General features: G+C 66.2%; 26 protein-coding genes. 13 read left to right on the plus strand and 13 right to left on the minus strand.

Annotated elements, in window-relative coordinates:
* From VGP60_RS27755 to VGP60_RS27765, 3 genes are all read right to left on the minus strand, one after another.
* The coding region (locus VGP60_RS27755; protein ID WP_327551060.1) for a metallophosphoesterase at nucleotides 1-700 on the minus strand (700 nt) is incomplete at its 3' end.
* 107 nt (nucleotides 701-807) lie between these two features.
* Entirely contained in the window at nucleotides 808-1,590 is a 783-nt protein-coding gene (locus VGP60_RS27760; protein ID WP_327551061.1) for an alpha/beta fold hydrolase, read from the minus strand.
* A gap of 22 nt (nucleotides 1,591-1,612) precedes the next feature.
* Nucleotides 1,613-2,101, minus strand: a complete 489-nt coding sequence (locus VGP60_RS27765; RefSeq protein ID WP_327551062.1) for a GNAT family N-acetyltransferase — start codon at nucleotides 2,099-2,101, stop codon at nucleotides 1,613-1,615.
* Nucleotides 2,102-2,230: 129 nt separating this feature from the next.
* Here VGP60_RS27765 and VGP60_RS27770 point away from each other — a divergent pair, with 129 nt between their 5' ends.
* A complete protein-coding gene (locus tag VGP60_RS27770) occupies nucleotides 2,231-2,872 on the plus strand; it encodes a VanZ family protein (RefSeq protein ID WP_327551063.1) in 642 nt (213 codons plus the stop codon).
* On the opposite strand, the gene VGP60_RS27775 is transcribed toward VGP60_RS27770, so the two are convergent.
* Nucleotides 2,813-2,989 carry a hypothetical protein gene (locus VGP60_RS27775; RefSeq protein WP_327551064.1) on the minus strand — a complete coding sequence of 59 codons (177 nt, stop codon included), beginning with the start codon at nucleotides 2,987-2,989 and terminating at the stop codon, nucleotides 2,813-2,815. The two genes, VGP60_RS27770 and VGP60_RS27775, sit on opposite strands and share 60 nt — an antisense overlap.
* A 224-nt stretch (nucleotides 2,990-3,213) precedes the next feature.
* Here VGP60_RS27775 and mug point away from each other — a divergent pair, with 224 nt between their 5' ends.
* From mug to VGP60_RS27800, 5 genes are all read left to right on the plus strand, one after another.
* The gene (mug, locus tag VGP60_RS27780) at nucleotides 3,214-3,765 is read left to right on the plus strand and encodes a G/U mismatch-specific DNA glycosylase (RefSeq protein WP_327551065.1); all 552 of its coding nucleotides are present in this window, start codon (nucleotides 3,214-3,216) and stop codon (nucleotides 3,763-3,765) included.
* A gap of 266 nt (nucleotides 3,766-4,031) precedes the next feature.
* Nucleotides 4,032-4,808: a response regulator transcription factor gene (locus VGP60_RS27785; protein ID WP_327551095.1), complete on the plus strand. Its 777-nt coding sequence runs from the start codon at nucleotides 4,032-4,034 to the stop codon at nucleotides 4,806-4,808.
* Between the two features lie 131 nt (nucleotides 4,809-4,939).
* On the plus strand, nucleotides 4,940-6,784 hold the full coding sequence (locus VGP60_RS27790) for an acyl-CoA dehydrogenase (RefSeq protein WP_327551066.1): 1,845 nt from the start codon (nucleotides 4,940-4,942) through the stop codon (nucleotides 6,782-6,784).
* Between the two features lie 196 nt (nucleotides 6,785-6,980).
* Entirely contained in the window at nucleotides 6,981-7,256 is a 276-nt protein-coding gene (locus VGP60_RS27795; RefSeq protein ID WP_327551067.1) for a GlsB/YeaQ/YmgE family stress response membrane protein, read from the plus strand.
* 74 nt (nucleotides 7,257-7,330) lie between these two features.
* A complete protein-coding gene (locus VGP60_RS27800) occupies nucleotides 7,331-8,050 on the plus strand; it encodes a leucine-rich repeat domain-containing protein (RefSeq protein ID WP_327551068.1) in 720 nt (239 codons plus the stop codon).
* 2 nt (nucleotides 8,051-8,052) lie between these two features.
* Here the strand turns inward: VGP60_RS27800 and VGP60_RS27805 are convergent, their stop codons facing one another.
* From VGP60_RS27805 to VGP60_RS27825, 5 genes are all read right to left on the minus strand, one after another.
* Nucleotides 8,053-9,849, minus strand: coding sequence for a VanW family protein (locus tag VGP60_RS27805; protein ID WP_327551069.1), 1,797 nt, complete (start codon nucleotides 9,847-9,849; stop codon nucleotides 8,053-8,055).
* Nucleotides 9,850-9,873: 24 nt separating this feature from the next.
* Entirely contained in the window at nucleotides 9,874-10,029 is a 156-nt protein-coding gene (locus tag VGP60_RS27810; protein WP_414640419.1) for a hypothetical protein, read from the minus strand.
* Between the two features lie 10 nt (nucleotides 10,030-10,039).
* A complete protein-coding gene (locus tag VGP60_RS27815; protein ID WP_327551096.1) occupies nucleotides 10,040-11,851 on the minus strand; it encodes an NHL domain-containing thioredoxin family protein in 1,812 nt (603 codons plus the stop codon).
* Between the two features lie 107 nt (nucleotides 11,852-11,958).
* Nucleotides 11,959-12,420 carry an SRPBCC family protein gene (locus VGP60_RS27820; RefSeq protein ID WP_327551070.1) on the minus strand — a complete coding sequence of 154 codons (462 nt, stop codon included), beginning with the start codon at nucleotides 12,418-12,420 and terminating at the stop codon, nucleotides 11,959-11,961.
* Between the two features lie 61 nt (nucleotides 12,421-12,481).
* Nucleotides 12,482-14,848, minus strand: a complete 2,367-nt coding sequence (locus tag VGP60_RS27825) for an oxidoreductase (protein ID WP_327551071.1) — start codon at nucleotides 14,846-14,848, stop codon at nucleotides 12,482-12,484.
* Nucleotides 14,849-15,124: 276 nt separating this feature from the next.
* Here VGP60_RS27825 and VGP60_RS27830 point away from each other — a divergent pair, with 276 nt between their 5' ends.
* From VGP60_RS27830 to VGP60_RS27845, 4 genes are all read left to right on the plus strand, one after another.
* Entirely contained in the window at nucleotides 15,125-15,541 is a 417-nt protein-coding gene (locus tag VGP60_RS27830; protein ID WP_327551072.1) for a hypothetical protein, read from the plus strand.
* The gene (locus tag VGP60_RS27835; protein WP_327551073.1) at nucleotides 15,542-16,153 is read left to right on the plus strand and encodes a DUF3558 domain-containing protein; all 612 of its coding nucleotides are present in this window, start codon (nucleotides 15,542-15,544) and stop codon (nucleotides 16,151-16,153) included.
* 1,028 nt (nucleotides 16,154-17,181) lie between these two features.
* Nucleotides 17,182-17,412, plus strand: coding sequence for a hypothetical protein (locus tag VGP60_RS27840; protein ID WP_327551074.1), 231 nt, complete (start codon nucleotides 17,182-17,184; stop codon nucleotides 17,410-17,412).
* A 39-nt stretch (nucleotides 17,413-17,451) separates the two neighbouring features.
* Nucleotides 17,452-18,195, plus strand: coding sequence for an ESX secretion-associated protein EspG (locus VGP60_RS27845; RefSeq protein WP_327551075.1), 744 nt, complete (start codon nucleotides 17,452-17,454; stop codon nucleotides 18,193-18,195).
* Between the two features lie 52 nt (nucleotides 18,196-18,247).
* Here VGP60_RS27845 and VGP60_RS27850 read toward each other — a convergent pair whose 3' ends face one another.
* From VGP60_RS27850 to VGP60_RS27860, 3 genes are all read right to left on the minus strand, one after another.
* The gene (locus VGP60_RS27850; protein ID WP_327551076.1) at nucleotides 18,248-19,003 is read right to left on the minus strand and encodes an amino acid ABC transporter ATP-binding protein; all 756 of its coding nucleotides are present in this window, start codon (nucleotides 19,001-19,003) and stop codon (nucleotides 18,248-18,250) included.
* Nucleotides 19,000-19,806, minus strand: a complete 807-nt coding sequence (locus VGP60_RS27855; RefSeq protein WP_327551077.1) for an amino acid ABC transporter permease — start codon at nucleotides 19,804-19,806, stop codon at nucleotides 19,000-19,002. The genes VGP60_RS27850 and VGP60_RS27855 overlap by 4 nt, the downstream gene beginning before the upstream one ends.
* A 104-nt stretch (nucleotides 19,807-19,910) precedes the next feature.
* Nucleotides 19,911-20,726 (minus strand): transporter substrate-binding domain-containing protein, encoded by an 816-nt coding sequence (locus VGP60_RS27860; RefSeq protein ID WP_327551078.1) that lies wholly within the window; start codon nucleotides 20,724-20,726, stop codon nucleotides 19,911-19,913.
* A gap of 149 nt (nucleotides 20,727-20,875) precedes the next feature.
* Between VGP60_RS27860 and VGP60_RS27865 the strand changes: the two genes are divergently transcribed.
* The 3 genes from VGP60_RS27865 to VGP60_RS27875 are packed head-to-tail and all read left to right on the plus strand — an operon-like array spanning nucleotide 20,876 to nucleotide 24,358.
* Complete coding sequence (locus VGP60_RS27865) at nucleotides 20,876-22,525, plus strand: circularly permuted type 2 ATP-grasp protein (RefSeq protein ID WP_327551079.1); 1,650 nt, start codon at nucleotides 20,876-20,878, stop codon at nucleotides 22,523-22,525.
* Nucleotides 22,526-22,571: 46 nt separating this feature from the next.
* Entirely contained in the window at nucleotides 22,572-23,519 is a 948-nt protein-coding gene (locus VGP60_RS27870) for an alpha-E domain-containing protein (RefSeq protein WP_327551080.1), read from the plus strand.
* The gene (locus tag VGP60_RS27875) at nucleotides 23,516-24,358 is read left to right on the plus strand and encodes a transglutaminase family protein (RefSeq protein ID WP_327551081.1); all 843 of its coding nucleotides are present in this window, start codon (nucleotides 23,516-23,518) and stop codon (nucleotides 24,356-24,358) included. Before VGP60_RS27870 ends, VGP60_RS27875 begins: the two co-directional genes overlap by 4 nt.
* Before the next feature lie 59 nt (nucleotides 24,359-24,417).
* Here VGP60_RS27875 and VGP60_RS27880 read toward each other — a convergent pair whose 3' ends face one another.
* Entirely contained in the window at nucleotides 24,418-25,845 is a 1,428-nt protein-coding gene (locus VGP60_RS27880) for a M20/M25/M40 family metallo-hydrolase (RefSeq protein ID WP_327551082.1), read from the minus strand.
* Between the last annotated feature and the right edge of the window lie 261 nt (nucleotides 25,846-26,106).

The raw sequence follows: 26,106 nt of genomic DNA on the forward strand, positions 1-26,106 counted from the left end.
CGGTCTGGTCGATGGCCTTGACCTCGTCGCCGAACTTGAGGCCCTTGATCGCGTCCGGCGTGACCACGCTGGGCAGGTCCTTGAGCGTGACGCCGATGATCCCGAGCGGCACGCCGTCGACGAACTTCACGGTGAACGGCAGCAGCGCGGGGAACCCGTTGGTGAAGCTCACGTTCGAGCCGAGGAACGGAAACTGCGCGCCCTTGAACGAGCTGCGGAACTGGCAGCCGTCGGTCGGGTGGCAGCCGCCGAACTGCATGCGCTGCAGTTCCTTGTAGCCCTCGTCGAACTCGTGGTTGCCGACGACGGAGGCCTTCACGCCGAGGCTGTTGAGGAATTCGATGGTCGGCTCGTCGTGGAACAGCGCCGAGACCACCGGTGAGGCGCCGACGTTGTCACCGGCGGACAGCACGATCGAGTTCTTGACCTCGGCGCGCAACTGCTTGACGTGCGTCGCCATGAACGCCGCACCACCGGCGTCCACGGTGGTCCCGCCCGGCAGCGTCACCCGGCCGGAAGACCCGGACGGCGGCTCGAGGTTGCCGTGGAAGTCGTTGAACGTGATCAGCCGGACGTCCGTGGTCGGGTCCGGGCGGTTGGCCCCCACGGCGGATGCGGGGGTGGCCGTCATCGCCACCGTGGCCAGCGCGGCAGCGGCGATCGCCACTGCTCGTCGCGTCAGCCTGGTCGAAATAAACATTGTTCCTCCGATCGGGCGCCCCAGGACCCCTAACGGGCGCACGGCGGAGGAGTTTGCCTGCTAAGCGCGACGATCACCAGGGTAAAAAGGTGAGCGATAGGTAAATGTCATCCATGGCTGCCGTCAAGAAGCACCTTGGCGACGAGCTCGGGATCGTCGCTCATCGGCACATGTCCGCACCCTCTGAGCAGGAGAAGTTCCGCTTCCGGAGCCACGCGCCGCAAGTAGTCGGCCTTCGGCCGCGCCAGAATCCGATCGCGCGCCGCCCAGGCGATCGTGACCGGGACGCCAGTCACCGGGCCCTCGAAGTGGAACCCGCCCTTGGCCTCGGCGAGCGTGGGCAGGAAGCCCGGAGCCGTGGCGAACGCTTGGGCGTCCTCCATGATCCTTTCCGGCGAGAGCAGCCAGGGCTTGTCGAAGATCATCCCGGCGATGAGCGTCCGGCCCACCTTGCCGGCGGCCAGGCGTGCCGTGAGGCGTTCGGGGAGATACTTGGCGGCCTGGCGGTGCGCACGCAGCACACCCAGCGCGTACCGCTGCTGCTGCGGCGTCCAGAGCCCGGCCGGCGAAAGCGCGGTCACGCTGCGCACGAGACCGGCTTCGCCCAACGCCAGCGAAAGCAGTCCGCCGAGCGAGTTGCCCGCGACATGCGGACGGTCGAGCCCCACCTCGGCGAAGAACTTCGCGAACGCGGCCAGCGCGGTGTCGATGCCGTAGATGCCGTCATGCGGCGGCGACTCGCCGAAACCCGGCAGGTCGACCGCGATGACATCCCGATGCGGCGCGAGCAGCGGCACAACCGGATCCCACGCCTGCCGCCGATGACCGACCCCGTGGATCAGCACCAACGGCTCGCCACGCCCTGTCCTGGTGAAGACGACTTCGTCCATCTCAAGAGCGTAAGCCGGAAAGCTACTGATTGGTAGTACTGCCGGTAACGGGTAATCGCATCCGTTCCCGGCGATGAATCCCTTCGCGAGTGAAGCTCTCCCACTCGCCGCTGGCCACGAAACCGAACCGCTCGTAGGCCTTTCTGGCCACCAGATTTCGGTCAGTGACGTGCAGCGCGACGGCCGAGGCGCCACGCCTCGCCGCCTCCGCGACAACCGCGTCCACAAGTCGCTTCCCGACACCCTGTCCACGCACCTCGGGAGCCACCCACATGGCGATCAACAACCACTCAACCGGGTCATGCCTGCCACCCACGAGACCGACCGGCCGCTCGCCGTCGAACGCGATGAACCATGCCGCGGACTGCTGCCAGGATCGCCACTGCTCGTCGGTGTAGAGCTGCTCGCGCGCCAGCGTCGAACCGAACGCTTCGGGTGACTCAGCCAACGCCCGCAGTCTCACGTCCCGAAGCCGCGCCCAGTCGTCGATCACGCGTCCCACCTGGACCACCTTGTCCTCCTCCCCGCGGCGCCCGACCGATCGGCGCCGCATCCCTCGGCCAAGTGGCCGATCCCGCCGCCACAGCCATGGCTTTTCGACCGACGTGGCGGCATACCCAAGATCCATAACGTCGGGGACATGACGCACGCACAGGTCACGGCCCTCGCCTACGGACTGCTCGCCTTCTTCGCGGTATGGGCGACGATCCTCATCCCACAGCTGATCGTGCACCACGCACGCTTTGGCCGGATCGACCGCCGCCGGGTGATCACCACCGCCGTCGTGACCCTGTACTCGTGCCTCGCGCTGGCCGTGGTGTTCCTGCCGCTGCCGGGCCCGCACACCAAGCACCTGAGCCAGACCGTGCAGCTGCACCCGTTCCAGTGGATCGACGACATCCACACCGAGCTGCTGAAGCACGGGCTGAGTTCGGCCCACGCGCTGACTTCGCTGACGTTCCAGCAGGTCGCGATGAACGTGCTGCTGTTCCTGCCGCTCGGCCTGTTCGCCCGGGTGCTGTGGAAGCGGGGCCTGATCGGAACGACCCTGATCGGTTTCACCGTGTCGCTGATGATCGAAACGACCCAGGTGACCGCGAACTTCGGCACCGCGCCGTTCGTCTACCGGATCTTCGACGTCGACGATCTGCTCAACAACACCGCCGGCGCGATGCTCGGCTGGCTGGTGGGCGCGCTGTACCTGGCTCTGCGGAAGGTGCCTTCAGTTGTCGATGCGCAGCCGGTGCGGAGCGAGCGGATCGACTTCGCCAAGACGCGCTAACCGGGCTTGCCGCAGCTGGGCTTCCCGTTTCGCGGCCCGCTTGTCCTCGAACGCGACCACCACGATGGCGAGGATGAAGATCAACACCACGAGGCTGAGGATCAGCGCCAACTGCATACGACCCCCTCGAGACGACCTTGTGCGCGAGATCACACAGCGTACGCACTCCCTACCAACTCCGCCACCCCCCACAAGCCCAGCGACACCCGTCACCACCGATCGAAGCTAAAGCGAGCACCACAAGCCGGGTCGGAAGCTAAGAGATCGCCATCTGTCGACAGATGGCGGGCCGCACTGGGAGTCGGGCGCAGACCCGCCGAAACACACTGAAGACTGAGCGGGTGAATCGGCCTACGAAGGAGCAGCTGGCGGCGGCACGGGACGTAGTCCTCGAGGACGTGATCGCGCCGGAGCTGAAAGTCCTGTTCTGCGGGATCAACCCAGGCCTCTACTCCGCGGCCACGGGCTACCACTTCGCCCGACCGGGGAATCGGTTCTGGCCCGCCCTGCACGGCGGTGGGTTCACGCCGCGGTTGTTCAAGCCGAGCGAGCAGGGGTTGCTGCCAGAATTGGGGCTGGGGATCACCAATGTGGTGGCACGGACGACCGCGCGAGCCGACGAGCTGACCAACGAGGAACTACGCAAGGGCGGTGTCCACCTCGCTTCGAAGGTGGCAGAGTTCCGGCCGGAGTGGCTGGCGGTGGTCGGGATTACGGCCTATCGGGTGGCGTTTGGGGCACCGAAAGCCAAGATCGGGCCCCAAGACGACCCGATCGGGGGAACGCGGGTGTGGGTACTGCCCAATCCGAGTGGCCTGAATGCGCACTGGACCCCGGCAACCTTGGCCGAAGAGTTCTCTCGGTTACGCGCTGTGACATCCCACTCTGGGTAGTACTTCAAGGCGTCTGAGCAGCGACGTCGCTCACATCTCGCCCAATTGATCGCCGTTCACCGGTTACGGAGAGTTTTACTGTTACCCCAGAGTACGGCTGTGAGGGGGAACTCGCGTCACAAACCGCTGACATCCGACTCACAGATATCACGAGGTGTCATTCTTGGCTGGTCCCAGCAGGGGGGATCGGGTGGCGGTACCAGCTCGCCGGGGGGTGAGCGGCATGGTGACGCACCAAGGGTGGCGGCGTGAAGACCGGAGAACACATGGCGACAAGCATCGAGCCCACCCGAGTTCAAACGACCCCGCTCGGGGCAGGGGGCCGCAGTCTCGGCGTCGGCGCCATCGACCCGATCCCGATCTTCCGCGACGGCTTGGCGTCGCTCGTCCACCGGACGCACGGTCTGCACTGGGTCGGCCACGCGGCCAGCCATCACGCCGCGCTCCAGCTCTGTGAGCAGCTCAAACCCGACGTCGTCGTGCTGGATTCCGCACTCGACCCGAACTGCCACCTGACGCGGCTGATCAGTACCGGCGATCCGTCGATGGTGATCGTGACGCTCATCCGCGACACCAACCGCAGCCCGCAGTACCTGTCCGCGGCGATCGCGGCCGGGGTACACGCGGCGGTGCCGCGCGCGATCGACCCACGCAGGCTCGGCGAGGCGATCCGGCGGGCGCACACCGACCGGCGCTACCTGGACCCGGCGCTGGCCGCGCTCACCGCGAGGCCGAAGCGGCAGCCTGCCCAGATTCCCGGTCAGCCCGTCGCGCCGCGCGCCCCGATGCCGCTGTCACGCCGCGAATACCAGGTGCTGCAGCTGGTGGCGGAAGGACTTGAGAACTCAGGGATCGCGAAGATCCTCTTCCTGTCCGTCGAAACCGTCCGCACGCATGTCAAGAGCATCCTTCGCAAGCTCTCCGCACGCGACCGGACACATGCGGTCACCATCGCCTTCCGGGGCGGAATTTTGATCGCGTCGCCCGATGGCGCGCATCAGTGCACTCCGGAGCCTCGCGCGGTCACCCAGCTGCCCCACTGATGGCTGATCCATTCGTCACAGGGGTGGGGTTCTGCTTGCCTGGAGTTACCCGTAGGTAATATCCTTATGTTACCGGCAAGTAGGGAAGCAGTGCCCAGGCCGGACACCCGAGACCTAGACGGAGCGACGACATGGGCCACTACAAGAGCAACGTACGAGACCTGGAGTTCAACCTCTTCGAGGTTCTCGGCATCCAAGACCGCCTCGGAAAGGGCGTGCTGGAAGAGTCCGATGAGGAGACCGCTCGCGGTGTGCTGTCCGAGCTGAACAAGCTCGCCGTCGGCCCGCTGGCCGAGTCCTTCGCCGACGCCGACCGCAACCCCCCGGTCTACGACCCCAAGACGTTCTCGGCGACGCTGCCCGAGTCGTTCAAGAAGAGCTACAAGCAGCTGCTCGACGGCGAATGGTGGCGGCTCAGCCTCACCAACGACCTCGGCGGCCTCGGCCTGCCCCCGACCGTGCAGTGGGCCTCCGCGGAGCTGATGCTGGGCGCGAACCCGGCACTGTTCATGTACATGGCAGGCGCGAACTTCGCGATGATCATGCACAAGAACGGCAACGAAGAGCAGCAGCGCTGGGCGCAGTTCATGATCGACCGCGCCTGGGGCGCGACGATGGTCCTCACCGAGCCGGACGCCGGTTCCGACGTGGGTGCCGGTCGCACCAAGGCGTTCCAGCAGGAAGACGGCACCTGGCACATCGACGGGGTGAAGCGGTTCATCACCTCGGCCGACCAGGACCTGACCGAAAACATCATGCACCTGGTGCTCGCGCGCCCCGAGGGTCCCGGCATCGAGACCCGCCCCGGCACCAAGGGCCTCTCGCTCTTCCTCGTGCCGAAGTTCCACTTCGACACCCAGACCGGTGAGCTCGGCGAGCGCAACGGCGCCTTCGTGACCAACGTCGAGCACAAGATGGGCATCAAGGCGTCCACCACCTGCGAGCTGACCTTCGGGCAGCACGGCACGCCCGCCAAGGGCTGGCTGCTCGGCGACGTCCACGACGGTATCGCGCAGATGTTCCAGGTCATCGAGTACGCCCGCATGATGGTCGGCACCAAGGCCATCGCGACGCTGTCGACCGGCTACCTGAACGCGCTGGAGTACGCCAAGGAGCGCGTGCAGGGTTCCGACCTGCCGAACATGCTCAACAAGGCGGCGCCGCGCGTCACCATCACGCACCACCCGGACGTCCGCCGCTCGCTGATGCTGCAGAAGGCGTACTCCGAGGGCCTGCGCGCGACGTACCTCTACACCGCGTCGTTCCAGGACCAGCTGTGGACCGGCGAAGGCGATGAGGCTTCGCTGAAGCTCGCCGAGCGGGTCAACGACCTGCTGCTGCCGATCGTCAAGGGCGTCGGCTCCGAGCGGGCCACCGAGCAGCTCGTGCAGTCGCTGCAGACCCTCGGCGGTTCCGGCTTCCTGCAGGACTACCCGATCGAGCAGTACATCCGTGACGCGAAGATCGACTCGCTGTACGAGGGCACCACGGCCATCCAGTCGCTGGACTTCTTCTTCCGGAAGATCGTCCGCGACAAGGGCCAGGCGCTCGCCTACATCGCCGGCGAGATCACCAAGTTCATCGAGTCCGAGGCGGGCAACGGCCGGCTCAAGAACGAGCGCGCGCTGCTCAAGCAGGCGCTCGAGGACACGCAGGGCATGCTCGGCTCGCTGATCGGCTACCTGACCGCGTCGCAGGAAGACGCGGAGAGCGTGAACAAGATCGGCCAGCACAGCGTCCGGCTGCTGATGTCGGTCGGCGACCTGCTCATCGGCTGGCGCCTGCTCAAGCACGCCGAGATCGCCATCGCCGCGCTCGACGCCGGTGCGTCCGCCAAGGATGTCCCGTTCTACGAGGGCAAGGTCGCCGTGGCGTCGTTCTTCAGCAAGTCCGTGCTGCCGGAGCTCACCGCCCGTCGCACGATCGTGGAGAACGCCGACAACGACCTGATGGACATCGCCGAAGCGGCCTTCTAGCCGCCATTTGCCGTAACCGGAAGAGGCCGTCCAGGACGTTCAAGTCCCGGGCGGCCTCTTTTGTGTACACCCGCTGTGTACATCCGCGAGAAATTGCGGCGTGGAACGGTTTGGAAGGGATGAGCCCAGGGCATCTTGAGGGCGAGACCGGGAGGCCTGCCAAGGCATCCGGGTGAACCGGGACTAGGGAGTATCCATGACCGTCAGCGGCATTATCAGCGCTATCGTTGTCGGCTTGATCCTCGGTGTGCTGGGACGGCTCGTCGCCCCCGGCAAGCAGGGAATCCCGATCTGGCTGACCATCATCGTCGGAATCATCGCGGCCTTCATCGGCACCGCGATCGCCCGAGGCCTCGGCTACGCCGACACCAACGGCTTCGACTGGCTCGAGCTGATCACGCAGGTCGTCGTCGCGGCGCTGGGCGTGGTGCTGGTTTCCAGCATGTACGGCAGGCGTGGCGTCACCAGATAAGCCAGCCAAACAAGACTCCTGGCCGGTCCGCCGAAAGGTGGGCCGGCCGGTGTTCTGTTCGCTAGGTTTCCGGTATGACCACGAACCGGCTGGAGCTCGAAGGCCAAGGACTGACCGAGGTCCCGTCGCTCGCCGGGGCCGGCGAAGTCGAGTACTTGAGCTTCTACACCAACGAGTTGACCTCCGTGCCGGAGACGCTGTGGGAGCTGACCGGCCTCCGCGTGCTGATCCTCGCCGACAACAAGATCGCCGAACTCTCGCCGTCCATCGGGAAGCTCACCCAGGTGCACACCCTCGACCTCGGGCACAACCGGCTGACCGAGCTGCCCGACGAACTGGGCTGCCTTCCCGAACTGAGCGAATACCTGTACCTGAGCGACAATCTGCTCACCAGGTTCCCGGATTCCCTGTGCCGCCTTGGCAAACTCCGCTACCTCGGTATCACCGACAACCAGTTGACCGAGCTGCCGTCGGCCATCTCCGGACTGACATCGTTGCGCGAACTTCGGCTGTACCACAACAAGTTGACCTCGCTCCCCGAGTCGATCGGCGAGCTGTCGACGCTGCGGGAACTGCACCTGCGCGGTAACCGGCTCACCACTTTGCCCGCGTCGATCGGCGACCTGAGCGAACTGCGCCAGCTCGATCTGCGAGGCAACCGGCTGACTTCGTTGCCGGAGTCACTGGCCAAGCTGTCCAAATTGGACAAGCTGGATCTGCGCTGGAACAAGCACCTGCCGGACTCGGCTGTGCTGCATGAGCTGGAAGAGCGCGACTGCATGGTGCTTCGCTAGCACTAAATACAGATGATCGTCGATTTCGGCCCGTAGATGACATTCCTGGTCTCGCGGCGAACCTCGGCGCCCGTGCCGACGTCGGAAAGCACCCGTGTGTCGGAAGTGGTGAAACCGGGCTGTCCCGCCGAAGTCACACAACCGGCGCCGGACCGGAATTCGAGCGGCGACACCGTTTCGTTCGTCCTCGGGCCCGGAATGCTCGCGACGGTGAACCGTTTGGTGCCCCAGATCCTGACGGTCACGGAACTTCCGGAGGCAGCAGCCTCGATGGCGATCCCGGTGGGCGCGTCGTTGGTGAACTTCGAATCGACGCTGGTGCCGCTGGTTTCCATCGCTTTCACGTCACGGCCGGGCGGATAGCGGTCCAGGAAAAAGTCGTGCTCGGCGTGGTCGACGTCCTTCAGCCCGGCGAGGTACACGGCGTTGTACAGCGTGGAAGCGAACTGTGAGACCCCGCCGCCGATCAGCTCCGGACCGGTGCCGTCCTCCTGGACCGGCGCCGGCACGAAGCCCTGTGCCGCGGTGCGCGGGCCGGATCGGGTGTCGAGGCTGAACGTCTCGCCCGGTTTCACGATCGCCCCGCTCACCTTGGCGGCCAGCGCCTGCACATTCGTCGCCGCGGCGCCGGAGAAACCATCGCTGGTGAACTCGCCGATGACCTCCTTGATGCCGAGCGCGCCCGCCGCCTCCGTGGTGACGTTGGGGCGGGTGACGTCGTAGACAACCGGGAGATCGCGGCCGTCGGCCTTCTTGAGCACCTCTGTCAGCGGGAGGAAGGTGTTGGCCCAGTTGATTTTCCGGGCGTCTTCGGACGGCTGGACCGTCGGCACGTTGTTCGCGAAGACGATCTGGGCGTCTTCGCTGTCCTTCTCCGTCGTGACGAGGTCGTCCTGCACGGCCAGCTGCAGCTTGTGCTGGTCGATCCGCACCTCCAGCGCGCCACCGTCGCGCGCGACGAATTGGAACGAGCGCGCGATGTCGTCCGGGTTCAATATCGAATCTGTACCGTCACCGTGCACGATGATCGGCTTGGCCACCGCGGCTTTGACGATCTGGTCGAGCGCGCCCTGGACGCCGGCCAGAGTCGCCTTCACCGGCGTGACGTCGACCCGGACGGTGACACCGCCCGGGTCCAGCCATCCGTCGGTGAGCACCTTGACGGCCGCGGCCTGGTCGCCGAGCACCTGGCCCTGCTTCGGTTCGATCGCGTACGGCGTGACCCCGCCGTCGACACCGGCCTGCGCCAGGAAACCGATGCCGCCTTCGACGGCCTTGTGGTTGATCCTGTTCGCGGCGAGTTCGCTGACGGCGCGGGCCAAGACCTCGCTGTCCGTCTTCTTCACCAGGCCGACTTCACGGGTGGTGAAGAACGACATGATCCGGGTGATCGGGCTGAGCGGCTGACTTCCGGCTTCCGCGACCGTCTCCGACCAGTCGAGCCCGAGACCGGACTGCGCCGGATCGAGCCGGGTTTCGACGTCGCCGGCCCGGATCGTGACAGGCCTGACGAGTTTCGGTTCGAGCTCCGAATGCAGCTTCGCTTCGGCGTCGGCGTGGGTCATGCCGCCGACCTCGATGCCCGCGACGGTCACCCCGCGCGGGACGTCACCGACGCTGAACAGAAGGTCGGCCACATAGAGCACCACGAACAACGCGATCGCGCCGCCCGCGACCATCAGGGCCCGGCCGATCCCGCGGCGGACAGGGTGTTCGGGCAGGGGTGGGTACACCACGATCGGGTCGGCCCCGAGCAGCTCGCCGACCAGTTCTTCGTCGCTGACGGCCTCGTCCCCCACGCCTGCCCTCCGCCCCGGTGATCGCTACAAGTACAAGCCTGTCCCGTCGTCGTTCCGTTCCGTGGCCACAGCATGGACGTCGCGCTCGCGCACCACCAGATGCCCGTCGCCCTGGATCTCGACCTCGAACTGGTCCTCCGGGTTGAACAGCAGCTGGATTTCGAGTTTGCGGTCCGGCACCTCGACTATGTTACTGACTCGGAGCGCCTGCCATAACAAGTTGCAGCGCGCCTTCTCCGTCGCCCGAAACCCGGACCGGGACGCCCCAGTCCTGGCGCGTGACGCGGCAAACCGGATGCTCGGCGCCGTTGTCGCAACTGGCCGCCTGCGCGACGACCTGCAGCACGCCCTCGGTAAACCCGTCGGCCAGGCGGATCCGCCGGGTGAGATGCGTGCCGACACCACTGCCCTCGGCCAGCAGTTCAGGTGGTGACGCGCGGATCTCCAGCCGCGTCGACGGGCCGTAGCGGTCGTCGAGTTTTTCGCCCGGCGGCGGGGTGAAGACGACGGAGAAGTCCAGCTCGCCGGGAGCGAGCACGGTCGGCGGGCGCCGGACGGCGTGGGCGTCGCCGGAGACGTTCGTCGGGGCGCCCATCTCGACGGGCACGAGCCGGTGTCCGGCGGATTCGACGGCGAGAAGCACACCTTCGTGGAGGAGAAGCCCGGACGGCTCGGCCAGCCCGGTGGCGATGGTCGACACCACCCTGGTCAGCGGGTCGTACCGCCGGATCGCGCCGTTGTAGGTGTCCGCGATCGCGATCGTGTCGTCGTCCAGCACGGCGACGCCGAGCGGATGCTGCAGGAGCGCGTCTTCCGCGGGGCCGTCGGAATGCCCGAACGAGAACAGGTCGACACCGACAGCGGTGTGGACCGCGAAGCTTTCGCCGTCGGGCTCGATCCAGCGCAGAGCCGAGGTTTCGGCGTCGGCCAGCCACAGTTTTTCCGGTGTCGCGGCAAAGCCGGACGTCTGTGCGAAGAAAGCTTCGTCGACGGGCCCGTCGCGCAGTCCTTCCACGGTCGTACCGGCGAAGCGGCGGATCTGGCCGGTGAGCGGGTCGAACAGGCTGAGCGTGTGGTTGCCCGCCATCGCGACGACGACCCCGCCGGCCGGGGCCCACCACACGACGTCCCACGGACTCGTGAGGTCGACGTCCAGCGCGTTGCCGGAATCCGGGCCGTTGCGCCATTGTCTCGACGTACCGGCCACAGTGGACACTTTGCCGATATTGAGGTCGATGCCGCGCAGCAGATGTCCCGCGGTGTCCGCGACCACCGCGTGATAGCCGACCTTTTCGGCGACTTCGTTGGGCAGCAAGAGGATTCCGGCCGGCTCGGTGAAACTGGCGCGGTCGAAAGCGCCGTCGGCGGAGCCGCGGTCGCCACTGCCGAACCGCCGGACCACCGTCTCGCCGTCGGACGCGAATTCCACAATGGAGTGATGACCGGTGTCGGCGACGAGAATGCGGCCCTCGGCGGTTCGCACCGCCTTGCTCGGAAACCGGATCTCGTTCCGCTGCTCTTCGGCGGGCACGTACAGATTGCCACCGCGGCGCAGGGTGCCCTTGGCGTCATGGGTCTTGACGAGCTCGGCGATGACCTGGCGAAGGGCTTCGCCGTGCCCTTCCCCCGCGGCGTGGTGCACGACGTAGCCCTCGGGGTCGACGATGACGAGCGTCGGCCACGCCTTGACGGCGTACTGCGACCACGTCTCCATCTCCGGATCGTTGAGGACCGGGTGATGGACTTCGTAGCGCCGGACCGCCGACTCGATCGCCGCGGCCTCACCCTCGTGGAGGAACTTCGGCGAATGCACGCCGACGGTGACCAGGACGTCGGCGAACTCCGCCTCCAACGGCCGGAGCTCGTCGAGCACGTGGAGGCAGTTCACACAGCCGCTGGTCCAGAAGTCGAGCAGCACGATGCGTCCGCGCAGCTCAGCGAGCTTCAACGGGCGGCCGCCCGTGTTCAGCCAGACGTCACCGGACAGCTCGGGGGCGCGCACGCGCGCTAGGGGTCGTACGGAAGTCACACCAGAAGTGAACTACACGGATCGGCGTCCTGTTCCGCTATCCAGCCCGTGGAACCGCGAGCTCACCCGGCCGGAGGAGGCTATCCCTCGACTTTGGCCTTCAGGCGCCGGAGAGTTTCGTCGATGCTCGCCTGGTTGCTCTCGTCGCGCCGCCACACCCCCGTCGCGAACGAGCTCACGGCCTTGAACCAGCGGGAGCGACGCTCCCACGTCCGCTCGGTGACGACGCAGACGTCGCCGTCCTGCTCGATGTCGTACTGCCAGCGCGCGACCGGCTGGCCGAACGAGCGGACGTCGAAGGCGAACCGGGTGCCTTCCTCGGCGTCGGTAACCGTGCTCAGCGTGCTCCAGCGGCGGAAACCGTTCTTGTTGCTGCCGCGGAACCTGACCCCGACGGCAGGGCCGTTCGCGCCGGCTAACCAGCGGTAGCCGGTGTACTCGTCGGAGAGTTCAGCGAGTACGCCTGGGTCGCTGACCAGCGCATACACCTGTGCCGGGGAGGCCTTGACCTCAATCCGTCCGGACGCACTGGGTGCTGGCATGACGACCTCGCCTCATCGCGGGATGTTACTGATGAGGAACATACCGACAGTATGGACCGTGTCAAGCGCTACGCCGCAGCATGCGACTGACGCCCGCGGCGATCGTGGTCGCCAGCACCCAGCCCATCGCGGTGATCCCCGACGCCACCCACTTGTCCGTGCCCTGCATGAACCACTTCGACTTGTTGCCGAAGTCGACGATCGGCACCAAGAGGTCGGCGGTGTAGATCACCGGATTCCACTGCAGGCCGGTGTCATCCCGGTTGACCGCACAGCGCGAGCCGTTGATCGTGTAGAGGCCCGGCGGCGCGGTGGTGCAGACGTCGGTGCCGTACCCGAACCACAGGCTGCCGACCAGCAACAACGCCAGCAACCAACCGAGCGCGCGCACCGGGCGGTAGCCGTAGCCGACCATCGAGCGCTGCAGCCAGCTCCACAACTTCACGCCGGGACCGAAGAACTTGAAGCCCTTGGCGAGCGCCTCGTAACGGAACTGCTGCTTCTTGAACGAGACCGTGGACGCGTGCTCTTCGTTTCCGCTCGCCCTCAGCGTCGCGGCGAGCTGGTCGTACGGCCCGGGCCGGTAGCCGTCGAGAGCGTTGCGCAGCAACTTGATCCGCTCGTCGAGCGTCTTGTCGTCGTCGAGCCTGATGGCGACTTTCAAGGCGTCGTAACGGAAATCCTCGAGCTCGATCCCACCGGTAGACACCCAGAAGTTCTCGTTGTCCCCCAAGGTGCCGCAATGCGCCCGCCGCAACACCACTCGCCCGGAAGGCGGTTCGCTCGGTGTCAACATGAACTCGTCGGCCTTGACGTCACTCGCGTCGACCGCGATTCCGTCCCGTGGCAAGGATCCCAGCTCGGCGCCACGCAGGTCGACACGCCGGGCGATGGTGGCGCCGTCGAGGTTCACCCCGCCCTCGGCGTGGAACGGGCGGTCCTTGTCCTCGGTGAGCACGAGATCCCGGCCGATCCGCGCGGTGCGGACGTCGACCGAGAAACTGGTGGTGGGGCGCACGCCGGGCGCGGTCAGCTTGGTGCCGTACAGATTCAGGCTGCCGCCGACCTCGATCCCCTGCAGCCGCAACGTTCCCTGCACAGTGGCGTCGGTGAGATGGAAGTTGCCCGCGATCTTCGTGCGTCGCGCGGAAAACGCGTCACGCTCCGGATGCAGGAACAAAGTGTTCCACGCCAGCACGTTTCCGCCGACGGTCACATCCGCGAGCCTGACCTGCCCGGACTGCACACGCAGACTCGTCGCCTCGATGTCACCGCCGATCTCGCTACCGTCGAGATGCAACGCCCGGTCGTAATACGGCGTCCGCGTCCCTCGCGCGACCTTGAGGTCCGCGCCCGCCAACCGCAACGAGCCACCGATCCGCGCGTTGACCATGCGGATCGTGCCCAGCGCCTCGAGCCCGTCACTGAGCTCCAGGTTCCCGTCGACACGGAGTCGATCGGCCACCAACGCGGGCCGCGGGTCGATGTACGGATCGTTGGTCTTCCACTGGTCGACCACGATCGGCCCGTACTGGTTGACCCCGATCCGCGCCTCCCGCAGCACGATGTCGCTACCGACCCGCGAACTCGGCAAGTAGAGGATTCCGTTGCAGGAGAACCTTTTCCGCTGCGCCGCCGGCCCGTAGTTGTCGACCTCGCAAAGCAGGCTCCCGCCGATCTCCGCCCCGTTCGCGTTGAGCGCGAACCCTTCCGGATTGTTCAACGTGGCGCCCGAAAAGTTGACGTTACCGCCGGCGCGCAGGCCGGGAAGCCGCACTTCACCATTGGCGACGAGCCGATACGCGAGCAGCGCGCCGTTAATGTTGAGGCGGTCGCCCTGGATCGCCTTGCCATGCGGATGGGTGATGGTGGTGCGGGTCAGCACCACCGATCCCTCGATCACCGCGTCGGTCAGGTTGATGGCCGCGTTCGGCATCCCGCGCTCACGGTCGTCACCCCGCTGGACCGTTGTCTCCTCGATCTCGCGCCGGTCGCCGTCGACCTGGACCACGCTGCGGATGAGACGAAGATCATTACGGCTGCGCAGGTTACGAGCCTTCAACCCCGGCAACCAGCACTTGCGGAACACCAGCCCCAGCAAGTTCGCCTCACGCACGTCCGGCGGCTCCTCGAACCGACACCGCTCGAACCGGAACAAGTACTCGAGATCCGCCGCGCGCAGATCGAACGTCCCGGTGATGTAGGCGTCCTCGACCTGCACGATCGGCGCGTTCGTCGCCTGCCTGCGCCACCGCAACAACCCGCCCGAATCCGGCTCGCGAAGAGGTCTCAGCAGGTCAGAAGCCTTGACCTCGTACTTTTTGTCAGGAATCCCCGCGAACGGATCCAACGGCGGCAAGACGGTATCCGTCGGCACGTCCTCACCCTCCCCAGGCGCGCGCGGCACACCCCGTCGAAACCCCGGCATCGACGGTCTCCTCCATGTCGGTAACTCGACCCCGCCCAGCGAAGCCGATCATGCACAAGGTGCGCAATCAGCCTAATGGAGTACATGCCGTGTACCCACCGTCGCGAGACGGCAAAACTCCCCTGCGCCCATTCGCGCTGGCCAGCTAGGCCGAGTGATCTCTTTCGAACCCACCCACCGGCCGATGCCGCGCTGCTAGAGTCACTGTTCGGAACAAGACGGGAACAGAGGGTAGGCCGCGCCCGAACGATCGCGGTCCGTGCGGGGAGGCACGCCATGGGACAACCGAACACAGCGCCAGGCGCCACGCCAGCAGCTGCTTATACCGACCTTGGCCGTGGCCAAGCGCAGGCCGACTTCGCGTCAGCGTCGGCGGCAAGCGGTTGGGAGTTCGACCGCGACGCCATGGACAGAGTGATCAAAAGCTTGGACGACAGCATTCACAACGAGTACCAACGCGCGCAAGACGAGGCCGTCTGGCTGGCCCAGATCATCCCCCCTGGTGATGAGGTCGGCAGCCAGGGCTACGTCGCGAGCGCGAACGCGTCCGGTGCTTCCTACCAACAGTTTCTGGTGAGCGCCGTCAACTACACAACCGCCTACCGTGACACTTTGATAGTCATCAGGGACGCGTACCAAAACCAGGACCAAGCCAGTCTCGATGCACTCCGCGGAATTCGAAAGGCCGACTGAATGCGACCCCGCACGATCCTTGCCGCTGTCCTTATCTGTGCTGCGACAGCTGCAAGCTGCAGCAACACGACTGATGGCAACGCTACAGTCACGCCCTCCGCCACACCTGGCGGCACCAGCGACGCGTTACCCAAAAATGGCGCACCGGCTGTCAAAGATCCACTGGTCAACACCACCTCAGTTGAGACGGATCCGTGTTCGGCGCTCACTAACGCGCAACTCGAGACGTTCGGTGGAAAGATCGACCGGAATCGCGTGGACGAACTCTCGCTGGGGAAAAACTGCGTGTGGGTCTACACGGCCCAGTTCGGCACGATCGCCGCCGGGATGACCGTCGGGAACAAAGAGGGCCTGAGTAGCCTCTACTACCAAAGCACCCATGGCGGCTTGACCACCTTCAAACCGGTTTCACCGGTCGAAGGCTTTCCCGCCGTGGTTTACTCCAACGGCGGAGAATCCCCGGGCGTCTGCACTCTGGCCGTCGGCGTACGCAACGATCTCACCTACACGATCATCACCCGTCTCGACACCGCAAACCCCAATCGCTCGGACCCGTGTGGCACGGCGACAAAGGTTGCGCAGCTAGCGATACAGCAACTCAAGGCGGCTTAGTCATGGTGTACAGCGGGTGGGAGATCTATACCAAACTGAACGCTGTTCCAGCGACCACGCAGTCACTGGACGCAGCACAACGAGCCTCGCACACCATCAAAGACATTCACCATGAAATTACGTCGACCATGAGGAGCACGCAGGCTTCGCTCGGAACTTTCTGGAAGGGCAAAGGCGCGGAAGGTGGAGCAGCGGGACTTGCACCACTGATACAGACTTCGGAAATCGCCGCGCAAAACATGGATAACGCGCGAAATTCCATGTATGAGCAAAATGCTTCGTTTCACAAGACACGAGGTGCGGTAGTCCCGGTACCCAACGAGAAGCCGGGTGACGACGGCCCGCTCGACATCGTTTCAATCGGCGCGAGTGATGACGAGATCGCCGCTGCCCAATTCGAGACCGATACCAGGCACAACGTCGAGGTTTACGAGAGCTACTACCAAAGCACGCAGCCCCGAGCGACGCAGTTGCCACCAACGTATCCGGCTGCACACGATCCGAACGTCGACGTTGGCGGAGTGACGCCTGATCCAATCGATCCTGGCAGCGCGGGTCCGCATCCGACCGACGGCAAGCATGGGTCAGGCGGCGGAGGCGACAGCACCAGATCAGCGGGGTTCGGCGGCGGGCCGAGTTCGTACACGCCTCCGCCCGGCGCTGGGAGTTACCAGGTGCCACCGCCGCCGGTGAGCAATCCCGTCGCGGATCCGCGGCCGCCGATGGTGCAGCCGCCGGGATTCCGGCCTGCACCACCCGGTGGAACAGATCCGTCAAGGTGGACTCCGCCGGCGAACCCGCCCGGATCCCGACCCCCCGGTGGCTTCGGTCCCGGTGGCGGCGGTGGTGGCGGTGGTTTCGGCCCTGCCGGTGGCGGAGGTTTCGGGCCTGTTGGCGGAGGTGGCTTCGGTCCTGGTAGCGGCGGAGGCGGTGGTGGCGGTCTCGGCGGCGGCAAGATGTCCGGCGGGACGCCTGGAGCCGGAAGCGGCAGTGGTGGCTTGGGCGGGGGTCGCGGAAGCGGAGTCGGGATGCCCGGCGAAGGCCGCATGCGCGGCGGGTCGGCCATGGGCGGTGGCGCCGGCGGCAAGGCCGGAGGCACGGGCGCCGGCGGGATGGGCGGAATGGGTGGCGGGAAAGGTCAGGGTGCCGAGGACGAGGAGCACCAGCGCAAGATCCTGCTTCCGGAAGAGGATCCCGATTCGATCTTCGGCGGTTTCGAAAACGGTCAGAAGCCGACTCCGCCGGTGATCGGCGCGTAGAGAACAAGTACAACAGCACCGAGGGGGAGGGCCTGAGCCGTGCTGCACAACCCGGTCGAGATCAGCATGCAGACGTACGAAACGCTGCTGGAGCAACAGAATCTCGGCGACATCCATCCGACGCTGGTTCGTGGCGCGAAGTGGTATCTGCCCGAGGAGCGTAAGCAACTGGCCGCCGACGCGCAGTCCGAGTTGGAGAGACTCGGGTTGCAGCGCGGTGGCCGTATCAACGCCGAACTCCTCGACACCCTGCAGTTGTTGCAGCGGCCCGCGGTCGAGTACTACACGTGGGTGAAGAGCAAGGGGCAGCAGCGCACCATCCGGACGGCCCGCAGTGAGCGCGAGGCCGTCATCGTGGTGGCTGTGAACGACAAGCTCTACCTCGCCCCGACCCGGCCGGAGACGATCGCGTTCGACCTCGCGATTCGGTTGCCGGAGACCAAGCCGGCGCACACGCATTCCCTGAACTGCGCCGAGTCGGATCTGCAGTTGCTGATGGACGGCGGGACGCTGACGGGTGCCAGTCCCAGCATTCGCGACGCCAAAAAAGTCCTTGGCTGGCTGAAGATGCCATACACGCATTACGGACAGCTTTACGCGGCCATCCGCGACGGTCACAGCAATCGTAAGCGGACTCCGAAGCCACCGGGCTGGATGGATACCGAGCAGGGACGGGTCGTGTTCGGGGTCGACGCCAGCAGTTGGATCAGCTTGGCCGGCGCCGGACCACAGGACATCGCGGGTCGGCTCACGCAGCTCGAAGGCCAACTGCGCGGACGATGAACGCAAGGTGCCCCTCTCGGAAAATCGAGAGGGGCACCTTCACTCAAAGCGACTAGCCCTGGTGGTTCGGGTTCAAAACCCGCGCCAGGAAGGACTTCGTGCGTTCGTGCTGGGGGTCGCCGATCACCTGCGAAGGCGCGCCCTGCTCGACGACGACACCGCCGTCCATGAACAGGACGTTGTCCGCGACCTCGCGGGCGAACTGCATTTCGTGGGTGACGACCAGCATCGTCATCCCCTCCTGAGCGAGCTGACGCATGACGGCGAGCACGTCGCCGACCAGTTCCGGGTCGAGCGCCGAAGTGGGCTCGTCGAAGAGCATCACCTCGGGGTTCATCGACAGGGCCCGCGCGATGGCGACACGTTGTTGCTGGCCGCCCGAAAGCTGGCCTGGCATCGAGCTTTCCTTCTCGGAGAGACCGACCTTCGCCAGGTTCTCCCTGGCGATTTTGTCGGCTTCTTCCTTGCCGCGCTTGAGGACCTTGCGTTGCGCGACGGTCAGGTTTTCGAGCACGGTGAGGTGCGCGAACAGGTTGAACGACTGGAAGACCATGCCGATGCTGCTGCGGGCGGCGTCGATGTCGACGTCTTCGTGGGTGATTTCGTTGCCGTTGACGACGATTTTGCCCTGTTGCGGCTCTTCGAGGAGGTTCACGCAGCGCAGCAGAGTCGACTTGCCGGATCCGGACGGGCCGATGATGCAGATCACCTGGCCGCGTTTGACCTCGACGTCGATGCCCTTGAGGACCTGCAATGAGCCGAAAGCCTTGTGCAGGCCTGTGACTTCGACGATCACGTCGGTGGTCATACCGCACCTCCTGCCGAGACGCCGGCACCGTACTTCTTTTCCAGACGTTGCTGGACGAGCGAAAGCGGGATGGTGATGATCAGGTAACACAGCCCGGCGACGACGATCGGGGTCAGTCCTTTCGCCTCAAGCAGTGCTTGACGGCTGAACTGTGCCAGTTCCTGCTGCGCGGGCGTGGTGCCGAGAAGGAACGCGAGCGACGAGTCCTTTGTCAGCATGATGAGCTCGTTCGCCAGCGGCGGCAGGATGATCCGGAACGCCTGCGGGATGACGATGGTGATCATCGTCCTGGCCGGCGACATGCCCAGTGAGCGGGCCGCTTCGACCTGGCCGCGGGGGACCGCCTGGATGCCGGCGCGGATCGTTTCGGCCATGTAGGCCGAGGAGACGATACCCAGCGCGAGCATGATGGCGACGTTGCGGGGCAGGTACGTGCCGGGGAACGCGATGGGCACGCCGACGCCGACCGCCAGGAAGATCAGCAGCGCGGGCAGGCCGCGGAAGAATTCGATGTAACCGCGGGCGAACCAGCGGTAGGGGCCCACCGAAGAAAGTCGCATCAGGGCGAGCAGCAAGCCCATCCCAAGCCCGAGGGCGAAACCGAGCGCGGTGAAGATGATGGTGTTCTTCAACGCCACCGTGATCACGTCGGGGAACTGCGCGGCCGCGACGTCGAGGTCGAAGAACGCGTGCCCGATCCGGCTCCAGTCGGCGATGAACGCGAACACCACGATGATCACCAGCAGTATCGCGTACTGGGTCCCGCGAAACGCCGAGCGCCGTTGACGGCGGGTCAGTGCCATTTCACTCCAAGGTCAGCCTGGACTGGGTAGCCCCAGCCAGGGTCTGGAATAGACACTGTGGCCGGCGCGAGCGTGCACCGGCCACAGCATCGAACATCGACGGGTTACTTGGCGGCGCCGGGCTGCCAGACCGGGGCCTTGCCGAACCACTTTTCGTAGATCTTCGCGTACGAGCCATCGGTCGCGGACGCCTTGAGCACGTCGTTGATCGTCGTCAGCAGCTGCGTGCTGCCGGCCTTGACGCCGATGCCGTAGAACTCGTTGGTCTTGAACTCGACGCTGACCTCGGTGTCCGGGTTCGTCTTGATGAAGTCGTAGAGCACCCCGTTGTCGTTCACGCCCGCGTCGACGGTGCCGTTCTTGACCGCCTGCTCCAGCAGCGCCAGGTCGTCGAAGGTGACGATTTCCGCGCCCTTCGCGTTCGCCGTGGCGTAGTCGGCACCGGTGGTGGCGGACTGCACACCGACCTTCTTGCCGGCGACGTTGCTCAGGTCACGGATCGGCGAGCCCTTCTTGACCAGCAGCGCCTGCGTGGCCTCGAAGTACGGCTCGGAGAAGTCGAACTTCGCCTTGCGCTTGTCAGTGATCGTCATGCCGGCCGCGGCGAGGTCGCACTGGCCGCTGTTCATCGCTTCACCGGACTCGATGTTCTCGAACGCGATGTCCACGATGCTCTGCTTGACGGCCAGCTTCGTCGCCACCAGGTCCACCAGATCGACGTCGAAGCCGACGATCTTGTCGCCTTCCTTGACCTGGAACGGCTGGTAGGGAAGATGGGTACAGGTGGTGAGTTCGCCGCTCTTGACCAGCGGGACACCTCCGGCGGACGTACCACTGCCGCTTCCGCAACCAGCCAGGGTCACGGCCAGCGCCACGGCAGGCAGCAGGGCCAGCGCCTTGAGTTTGGGTCCACGCGCCACGTTAGTCACTCCTTGTAGTTCTCACCTGTCGAGAGCTCGCATACTGCCACTCCAAGGAGCTACTGCCCAGCACCGTCACGTTACGGCCGAGTTTCGTAGTGCTTTACGGCGACTCTGGGTATCGCGCCAACACGGCACGGTAAGCAAGTATGGCGAACATGAACAACAACTCCGCGCCGCGGCTGCCGCCCGGAGGACGCCGTGCGCGTACCTCGAAGGTCAGCCGTAATAGCCAACCTGGCGCGCAGTTCGACGGCTATCTGTCGCCCAAGCGCCCGCACTCCGGTGCCTACGACGAGATGTTCGCACCCGACGGAACCGTTCGCGGGCCGTACCGCGCGCTCTACGAATCGATCGCCGCGCTGGACGGATCCGATCTGACGGCGAGGGCTTCCGCGCTCGATCGCGCGATGGTCGACCAGGGGATCACCTTCTCCTTGTCCGGTCAGGAGCGTCCGTTCCCGCTCGACCTGGTGCCCCGCGTGGTCGCCGCCCAGGAATGGTCCAAGTTGGAACGCGGCGTGGCGCAGCGGGTCCGCGCGCTCGAAGCCTTCCTCGCCGACGTTTACGGCGACAAGCAGATCCTGCGTGACGGCGTGTTGCCGCGCCGGCTCATTACGTCTTGTGCGCACTTCCAGCGAGAGGCGTTCGGCATCAACCCGCCGAACGGCGTGCGCATCCACGTCTCCGGCGTCGACCTCGTCCGCGACGAAGAGGGCACTTTCCGCGTACTCGAGGACAATCTCCGTAACCCCTCCGGCGTGTCTTACGTCATGGAGAACCGCCGCACGATGGCGCGCGTGTTCCCGGACCTGTTCGCGCAGCACCGCGTCCGCCCAGTCGGCGACTACGCATCGCACCTGCTCAGGGCGTTGCGCGCGGCCGCGGCACCGAACGTCGCGGACCCGACGGTCGTCGTTCTGACGCCCGGCGTGCACAACTCGGCGTACTTCGAGCACTCGCTGCTGGCCCGGCTGATGGGCGTCGAGCTCGTCGAAGGCCGCGACATGTTCTGCCGTGACAACGTGGTCTACCTGCGCACCACCGAGGGCGAGCGGCCGGTGGACGTCATCTACCGGCGCGTGGACGACGAGTTCCTCGACCCGGTCCACTACCGCCCGGATTCCGTGCTCGGCATCGCCGGCGTGCTCAACGCCGCCCGCGCGGGCAACGTCGTCATCTCGAACGCCGTGGGTAACGGCGTCGGCGACGACAAACTGGTCTACACCTATGTGCCCGAGATGGTGAAGTACTACCTCGGCGAAAAACCCTTGCTGCCCAACGTCGACACGTTCCGATGCTGGTTGAAGGACGAGTGCGACCACGTGCTCGACAACCTGGACAAGTTCGTGATCAAGCCGGTCGAGGGCTCCGGCGGGTACGGGATCGTGTTCGGCCCGGACGCGAACGCCGCCGAGCTGGCGACGATCCGGCGCAAGATCAAGGCCGACCGGCGCGGCTGGATCGCCCAGCCGGTTGTGCAACTGTCCACGGTGCCGTCCAAGGTGGACAACTTCCTCGCGCCGCGGCATGTCGACCTGCGGCCGTTCGCGGTCAACGACGGCAAGGAGATCTTCGTCCTGCCCGGCGGTTTGACTCGCGTCGCGCTGCCGGAGGGCAGTCTGGTGGTCAACTCGTCGCAGGGCGGCGGTTCCAAGGACACCTGGGTGCTCGCCGCGCGTTCGTCGACAGTGGAGCGTGAGCTGGAGCAGCCCGCGCTCGGCCCGGCGTCCGCTGTGGACGGTCTGGCCGCCGAGCAAGGCCCTGGACTCACGTCGTCTCAGCAACAGCAGCAGTGACATTCAACAAAACAGACAACTATAAAGGCAGTCAGGAGGCGATCAAGTGCTTGCACGCAACGCCGAATCGTTGTACTGGATAGGCCGGTACGTCGAACGCGCCGATGACACCGCCCGGATTCTGAACGTCTCCGTGCACCAGCTGCTGGAAGACGCCAGCGTCGACCCCGACTACGCCAGCCGTCAGCTACTCGCCGTCCTCGGCATCGAATCCAAAGGCGACGAGGAACTCGACGTCTGGAAGCTGACCGAGCTGGTCGCCTACGCCAAGGACAACGCGGCGTCGATCGTCGGCTCGATCAACTCGGCCCGCGAAAACACCCGCGGTGCCCGCGAAGTGGTGTCGACCGAGCTGTGGGAATGCCTGAACGCGACGTGGAACGCGGTGCCGGACAGGCAGCGCTACGCCCGCCGCGCCGGGCCTCATGCGTTTCTGTCCTTTGTGGAGGAACGCGCGGCGATGTTCGCCGGGCTCGCCGACTCCACGATGAGCCGCGACGACGGCTGGCTGTTCATGGTGCTGGGCCGCTCGGTGGAACGCGCCGACATGGTCGTGCGCCTGCTGCTTTCGCGGGTGCAGGACAAGGCGTCGTCCCCCGGCTGGATCACCGTGCTCCGCTCGGCGGGCGCGCAGGACACCTACCTGCGGACCAACCGCGGCGCGCTCGACGCCGGCCGGGTCGTGCAGTTCCTGTTGCGCGACAACCTGTTCCCACGTTCGGTGTTCCACGCGCTGCGCCTGGCGGAGGAATGTCTGGACCAGCTCGACACCGGCGCCAACACGCGTGGCACGGAGAAGTCCGAGGCGCTCAGGCTGCTCGGCCGGTCCCGCAGCGAACTCGAATTCCTGCGCCCGTCGGACCTGTTGGAAGACCTGCCGCGACGTCTCGGCGCGCTGCAGACGGCGATCAAAGACATCGGTGAGGCGGTTTCGGTGCAGTACTTCAACACTTCGCCGTGGGTGGCCTGGCGCGGCGCGGAGGTTTCACTGTGACCTGGCAACTCCGCGTGGCACATCGCACCGGCTACCGCTACGAAAACCCGGCCACCCAGTCGTACAACGAAGCGAGGCTCACGCCGCGTTCGGACCGGCGGCAGAACACGGTCGCGACGCGGGTCGAGACCACGCCGTCGACGCGTGCCTATCGGTACACCGATTACTGGGGCACGGTCGTCACCTCGTTCGACCTTCACGCGCCGCACACCGAGTTCACCGTGCTCGCGACTTCGGTGGTGGAGACGGCGGACGTCGCCGAGCCGATCCGGACGGCGACCTGGCGGGACCTGCGCAGTGAAACGGTTCTCGACCAGCGCACGGAGTACCTCGGCGCGACCAACTACACCCCGCGTGACCGCGAACTCTCGACAGTCGCGCGTGAGCTGCGCAAAGGCAAGGAACCGGCCGACGCCGTGCTCGCGATCTGCGACTGGGTCCACGAGCAGCTGAAGTACAAGCCGGGAACGACCGGCGTGCGCAGCACCGCGACCGACGCGTGGAACGCGAAGGAAGGCGTCTGCCAGGACTTCGCGCACGTGACGCTGGTGATGCTGCGGGCGATCGGCGTGCCGTCGCGGTACGTGTCGGGCTACCTGCACACGCGGCCCGAGGCGAAGCTCGGCGAGACCGTGCAGGGCGAGAGCCACGCGTGGGTCGACGTCTGGACCGGCGGCTGGTGGGCGCACGACCCGACGAACGCGATCCCGGTGGGACCGCGGCATGTCTGGGTCGCCTACGGGCGGGATTACGCCGATGTGGCACCGCTCAAGGGCATCTTCACCGGTGGCGGACACTCCACTTTGGACGTCTCCGTGCACCTGACCCGGCTGGCGTGAGATGAACGGACCGTTCCTCGCAAGAAGTGCCAGGAACGGTCCGTTCATCTCACTTTTCGTCAGCCTCGCGCGTGGGCGTCCAGGATGTGCGCGACGGATTCGGTGATGCGCTGTGCCTGGTCCAGGTGCAGCCACTCGTCCGGCACGTGGATGTTCGAGTCCGTGCCGAGCGCGCCGGTGACGAGGAACTGCGCCTCCGGGTACTTCAGCCCGAGCAGCGCCATGAACGGGATCGACCCGCCGAGCCCGACGGCGCGCCAAGGTGCCCCGAAGATCTGGTCGCTGACGCCTTCGAGCGCGGTGGCGAGCCAGGGCGCCGACTCCGGCGCGTTCCAGCCGTCGGCGTTTTCGAGCCCGGCCAGCTCCACCTTCGCGCCGTACGGCACGTCTGTGGTCAGCGCCTTCTCGACGACGGCGAGTGCCGCGGCCGAGTCGGCCGTCGGCGGCAGGCGGAAGCTCAGCGCGAGGGTCGTCGAGTCGCGCAGCACGTTGCCGGCGTCGGCGGGCTCGGGCAGGCCGGACGCGCCGATCACCGAGAGCGTCGGGCGCCAGCTGTTGTTCAGCAGCAGCTCGTAGTTGTCCTCGGTGACCGCGTGCGCGCCTTCGACCAGCGGGAACGTCTTCTTGACCGCGCCGGGGGCGACGTCGGCGGACGCCCGTGTCTCGGTCAGGCGGTTCTCCGGGATCTCGACGTTCAGCTCGGCGAGCAGCAGCTCGCCGGACTCGGAGTTCTCGATCCGGTCCAGCAGCGTGCGCAGGATGCGGAACGAGCTCGGCACGATCCCGCTGGCCAGGCCCGAGTGCTGCGAGGAGTCGAGCACGCGCACGGTGACGTGCACCTGGACCATGCCGCGCAGGCTCGTGGTCAGCCAGATGCGCTCGTAATCGTTGCCGCCCGAGTCGAGGCAGACAACGAACGAAACGCGGCCGAGCTTGTCGGTGAGGTGTTCGAGGTACGCGGGAAGGTCGGGGCTGCCGGATTCCTCCCCGGTTTCCAAGATCACGACCGCGCGGGCGTGGGCGCCACCGGCGGCGTGGATCGCCTCCAGCGCGGTTGTCGCGGCGTAACCCGCGTAGCCGTCGTCAGCGGCTCCGCGGCCGTACAGACGGCCGTCCTTGAGGACCGGCTTCCACGGGTCGAGGCCCTCGGACCAGCCGCCGACGGGAGGCTGCTTGTCGAGGTGGCCGTAGAGCAACACCGTGCCCTTGTCCTCAGCACCCGGCGTCGCGGGGACATCGAGCAGCAAGACCGGGGTGCGGCCTTCCAGTTCGACGACCTCGACGGTCGCGCCCGGCAGCGACCTGGCTTCGAGCCAGCCTCGGACGTGCTCGATGGCGGCTTTCAGCTGACCGGTCTGTGCCCAGTCGGAATCGAAGGCCGGCGACAGGGCGGGGATCCCCACCAGGCCGGACAAGCTCGGCAGGACGTCGTTCGCCCAGCTCGAGAGGACGGTTTCATGCACGGTTTTTTGCTCCACGGCCGCCATCCTGCCACCACCGTGTGGACCGTGCCGCAAGTCACAGACGCCTTGCCCCGAGGTGCTCGCAATGCCCGATTCCCGGGCACCGGGACGCGCGCGAGGCCAGGTCGCGCCGATGGCGGGCGCCCTACTTTCGGCCTACCCATCATCGGCCTTCCTACCGTTTGCCCTGCTCAACCCAGGTTTCTCCGCAACAAGTCGGCAGCCCGCTCTCACCCTTATGCGCGCGTTCGTGCCAGGATGTCGGCGTGAACCGTCAACGCCGAC

Source organism: Amycolatopsis sp. (assembly GCF_036008905.1).
Lineage (GTDB): Bacteria > Actinomycetota > Actinomycetes > Mycobacteriales > Pseudonocardiaceae > Amycolatopsis.

What these genes read in the sequence shown, in the direction of transcription:
- VGP60_RS27760 (WP_327551061.1), bottom strand. Translation starts at nt 1,590, where the DNA reads ATGGACGAAGTCGTCTTCACCAGGACAGGGCGTGGCGAGCCGTTGGTG.
- VGP60_RS27770 (WP_327551063.1), top strand. Translation starts at nt 2,231, where the DNA reads ATGACGCACGCACAGGTCACGGCCCTCGCCTACGGACTGCTCGCCTTC.
- VGP60_RS27775 (WP_327551064.1), bottom strand. Translation starts at nt 2,989, where the DNA reads ATGCAGTTGGCGCTGATCCTCAGCCTCGTGGTGTTGATCTTCATCCTC.
- VGP60_RS27785 (WP_327551095.1), top strand. Translation starts at nt 4,032, where the DNA reads ATGGCGACAAGCATCGAGCCCACCCGAGTTCAAACGACCCCGCTCGGG.
- VGP60_RS27790 (WP_327551066.1), top strand. Translation starts at nt 4,940, where the DNA reads ATGGGCCACTACAAGAGCAACGTACGAGACCTGGAGTTCAACCTCTTC.
- VGP60_RS27795 (WP_327551067.1), top strand. Translation starts at nt 6,981, where the DNA reads ATGACCGTCAGCGGCATTATCAGCGCTATCGTTGTCGGCTTGATCCTC.
- VGP60_RS27800 (WP_327551068.1), top strand. Translation starts at nt 7,331, where the DNA reads ATGACCACGAACCGGCTGGAGCTCGAAGGCCAAGGACTGACCGAGGTC.
- VGP60_RS27820 (WP_327551070.1), bottom strand. Translation starts at nt 12,420, where the DNA reads ATGCCAGCACCCAGTGCGTCCGGACGGATTGAGGTCAAGGCCTCCCCG.
- VGP60_RS27825 (WP_327551071.1), bottom strand. Translation starts at nt 14,848, where the DNA reads ATGCCGGGGTTTCGACGGGGTGTGCCGCGCGCGCCTGGGGAGGGTGAG.
- VGP60_RS27830 (WP_327551072.1), top strand. Translation starts at nt 15,125, where the DNA reads ATGGGACAACCGAACACAGCGCCAGGCGCCACGCCAGCAGCTGCTTAT.
- VGP60_RS27835 (WP_327551073.1), top strand. Translation starts at nt 15,542, where the DNA reads ATGCGACCCCGCACGATCCTTGCCGCTGTCCTTATCTGTGCTGCGACA.
- VGP60_RS27840 (WP_327551074.1), top strand. Translation starts at nt 17,182, where the DNA reads ATGCCCGGCGAAGGCCGCATGCGCGGCGGGTCGGCCATGGGCGGTGGC.
- VGP60_RS27850 (WP_327551076.1), bottom strand. Translation starts at nt 19,003, where the DNA reads ATGACCACCGACGTGATCGTCGAAGTCACAGGCCTGCACAAGGCTTTC.
- VGP60_RS27855 (WP_327551077.1), bottom strand. Translation starts at nt 19,806, where the DNA reads ATGGCACTGACCCGCCGTCAACGGCGCTCGGCGTTTCGCGGGACCCAG.
- VGP60_RS27865 (WP_327551079.1), top strand. Translation starts at nt 20,876, where the DNA reads ATGGCGAACATGAACAACAACTCCGCGCCGCGGCTGCCGCCCGGAGGA.
- VGP60_RS27880 (WP_327551082.1), bottom strand. Translation starts at nt 25,845, where the DNA reads ATGGCGGCCGTGGAGCAAAAAACCGTGCATGAAACCGTCCTCTCGAGC.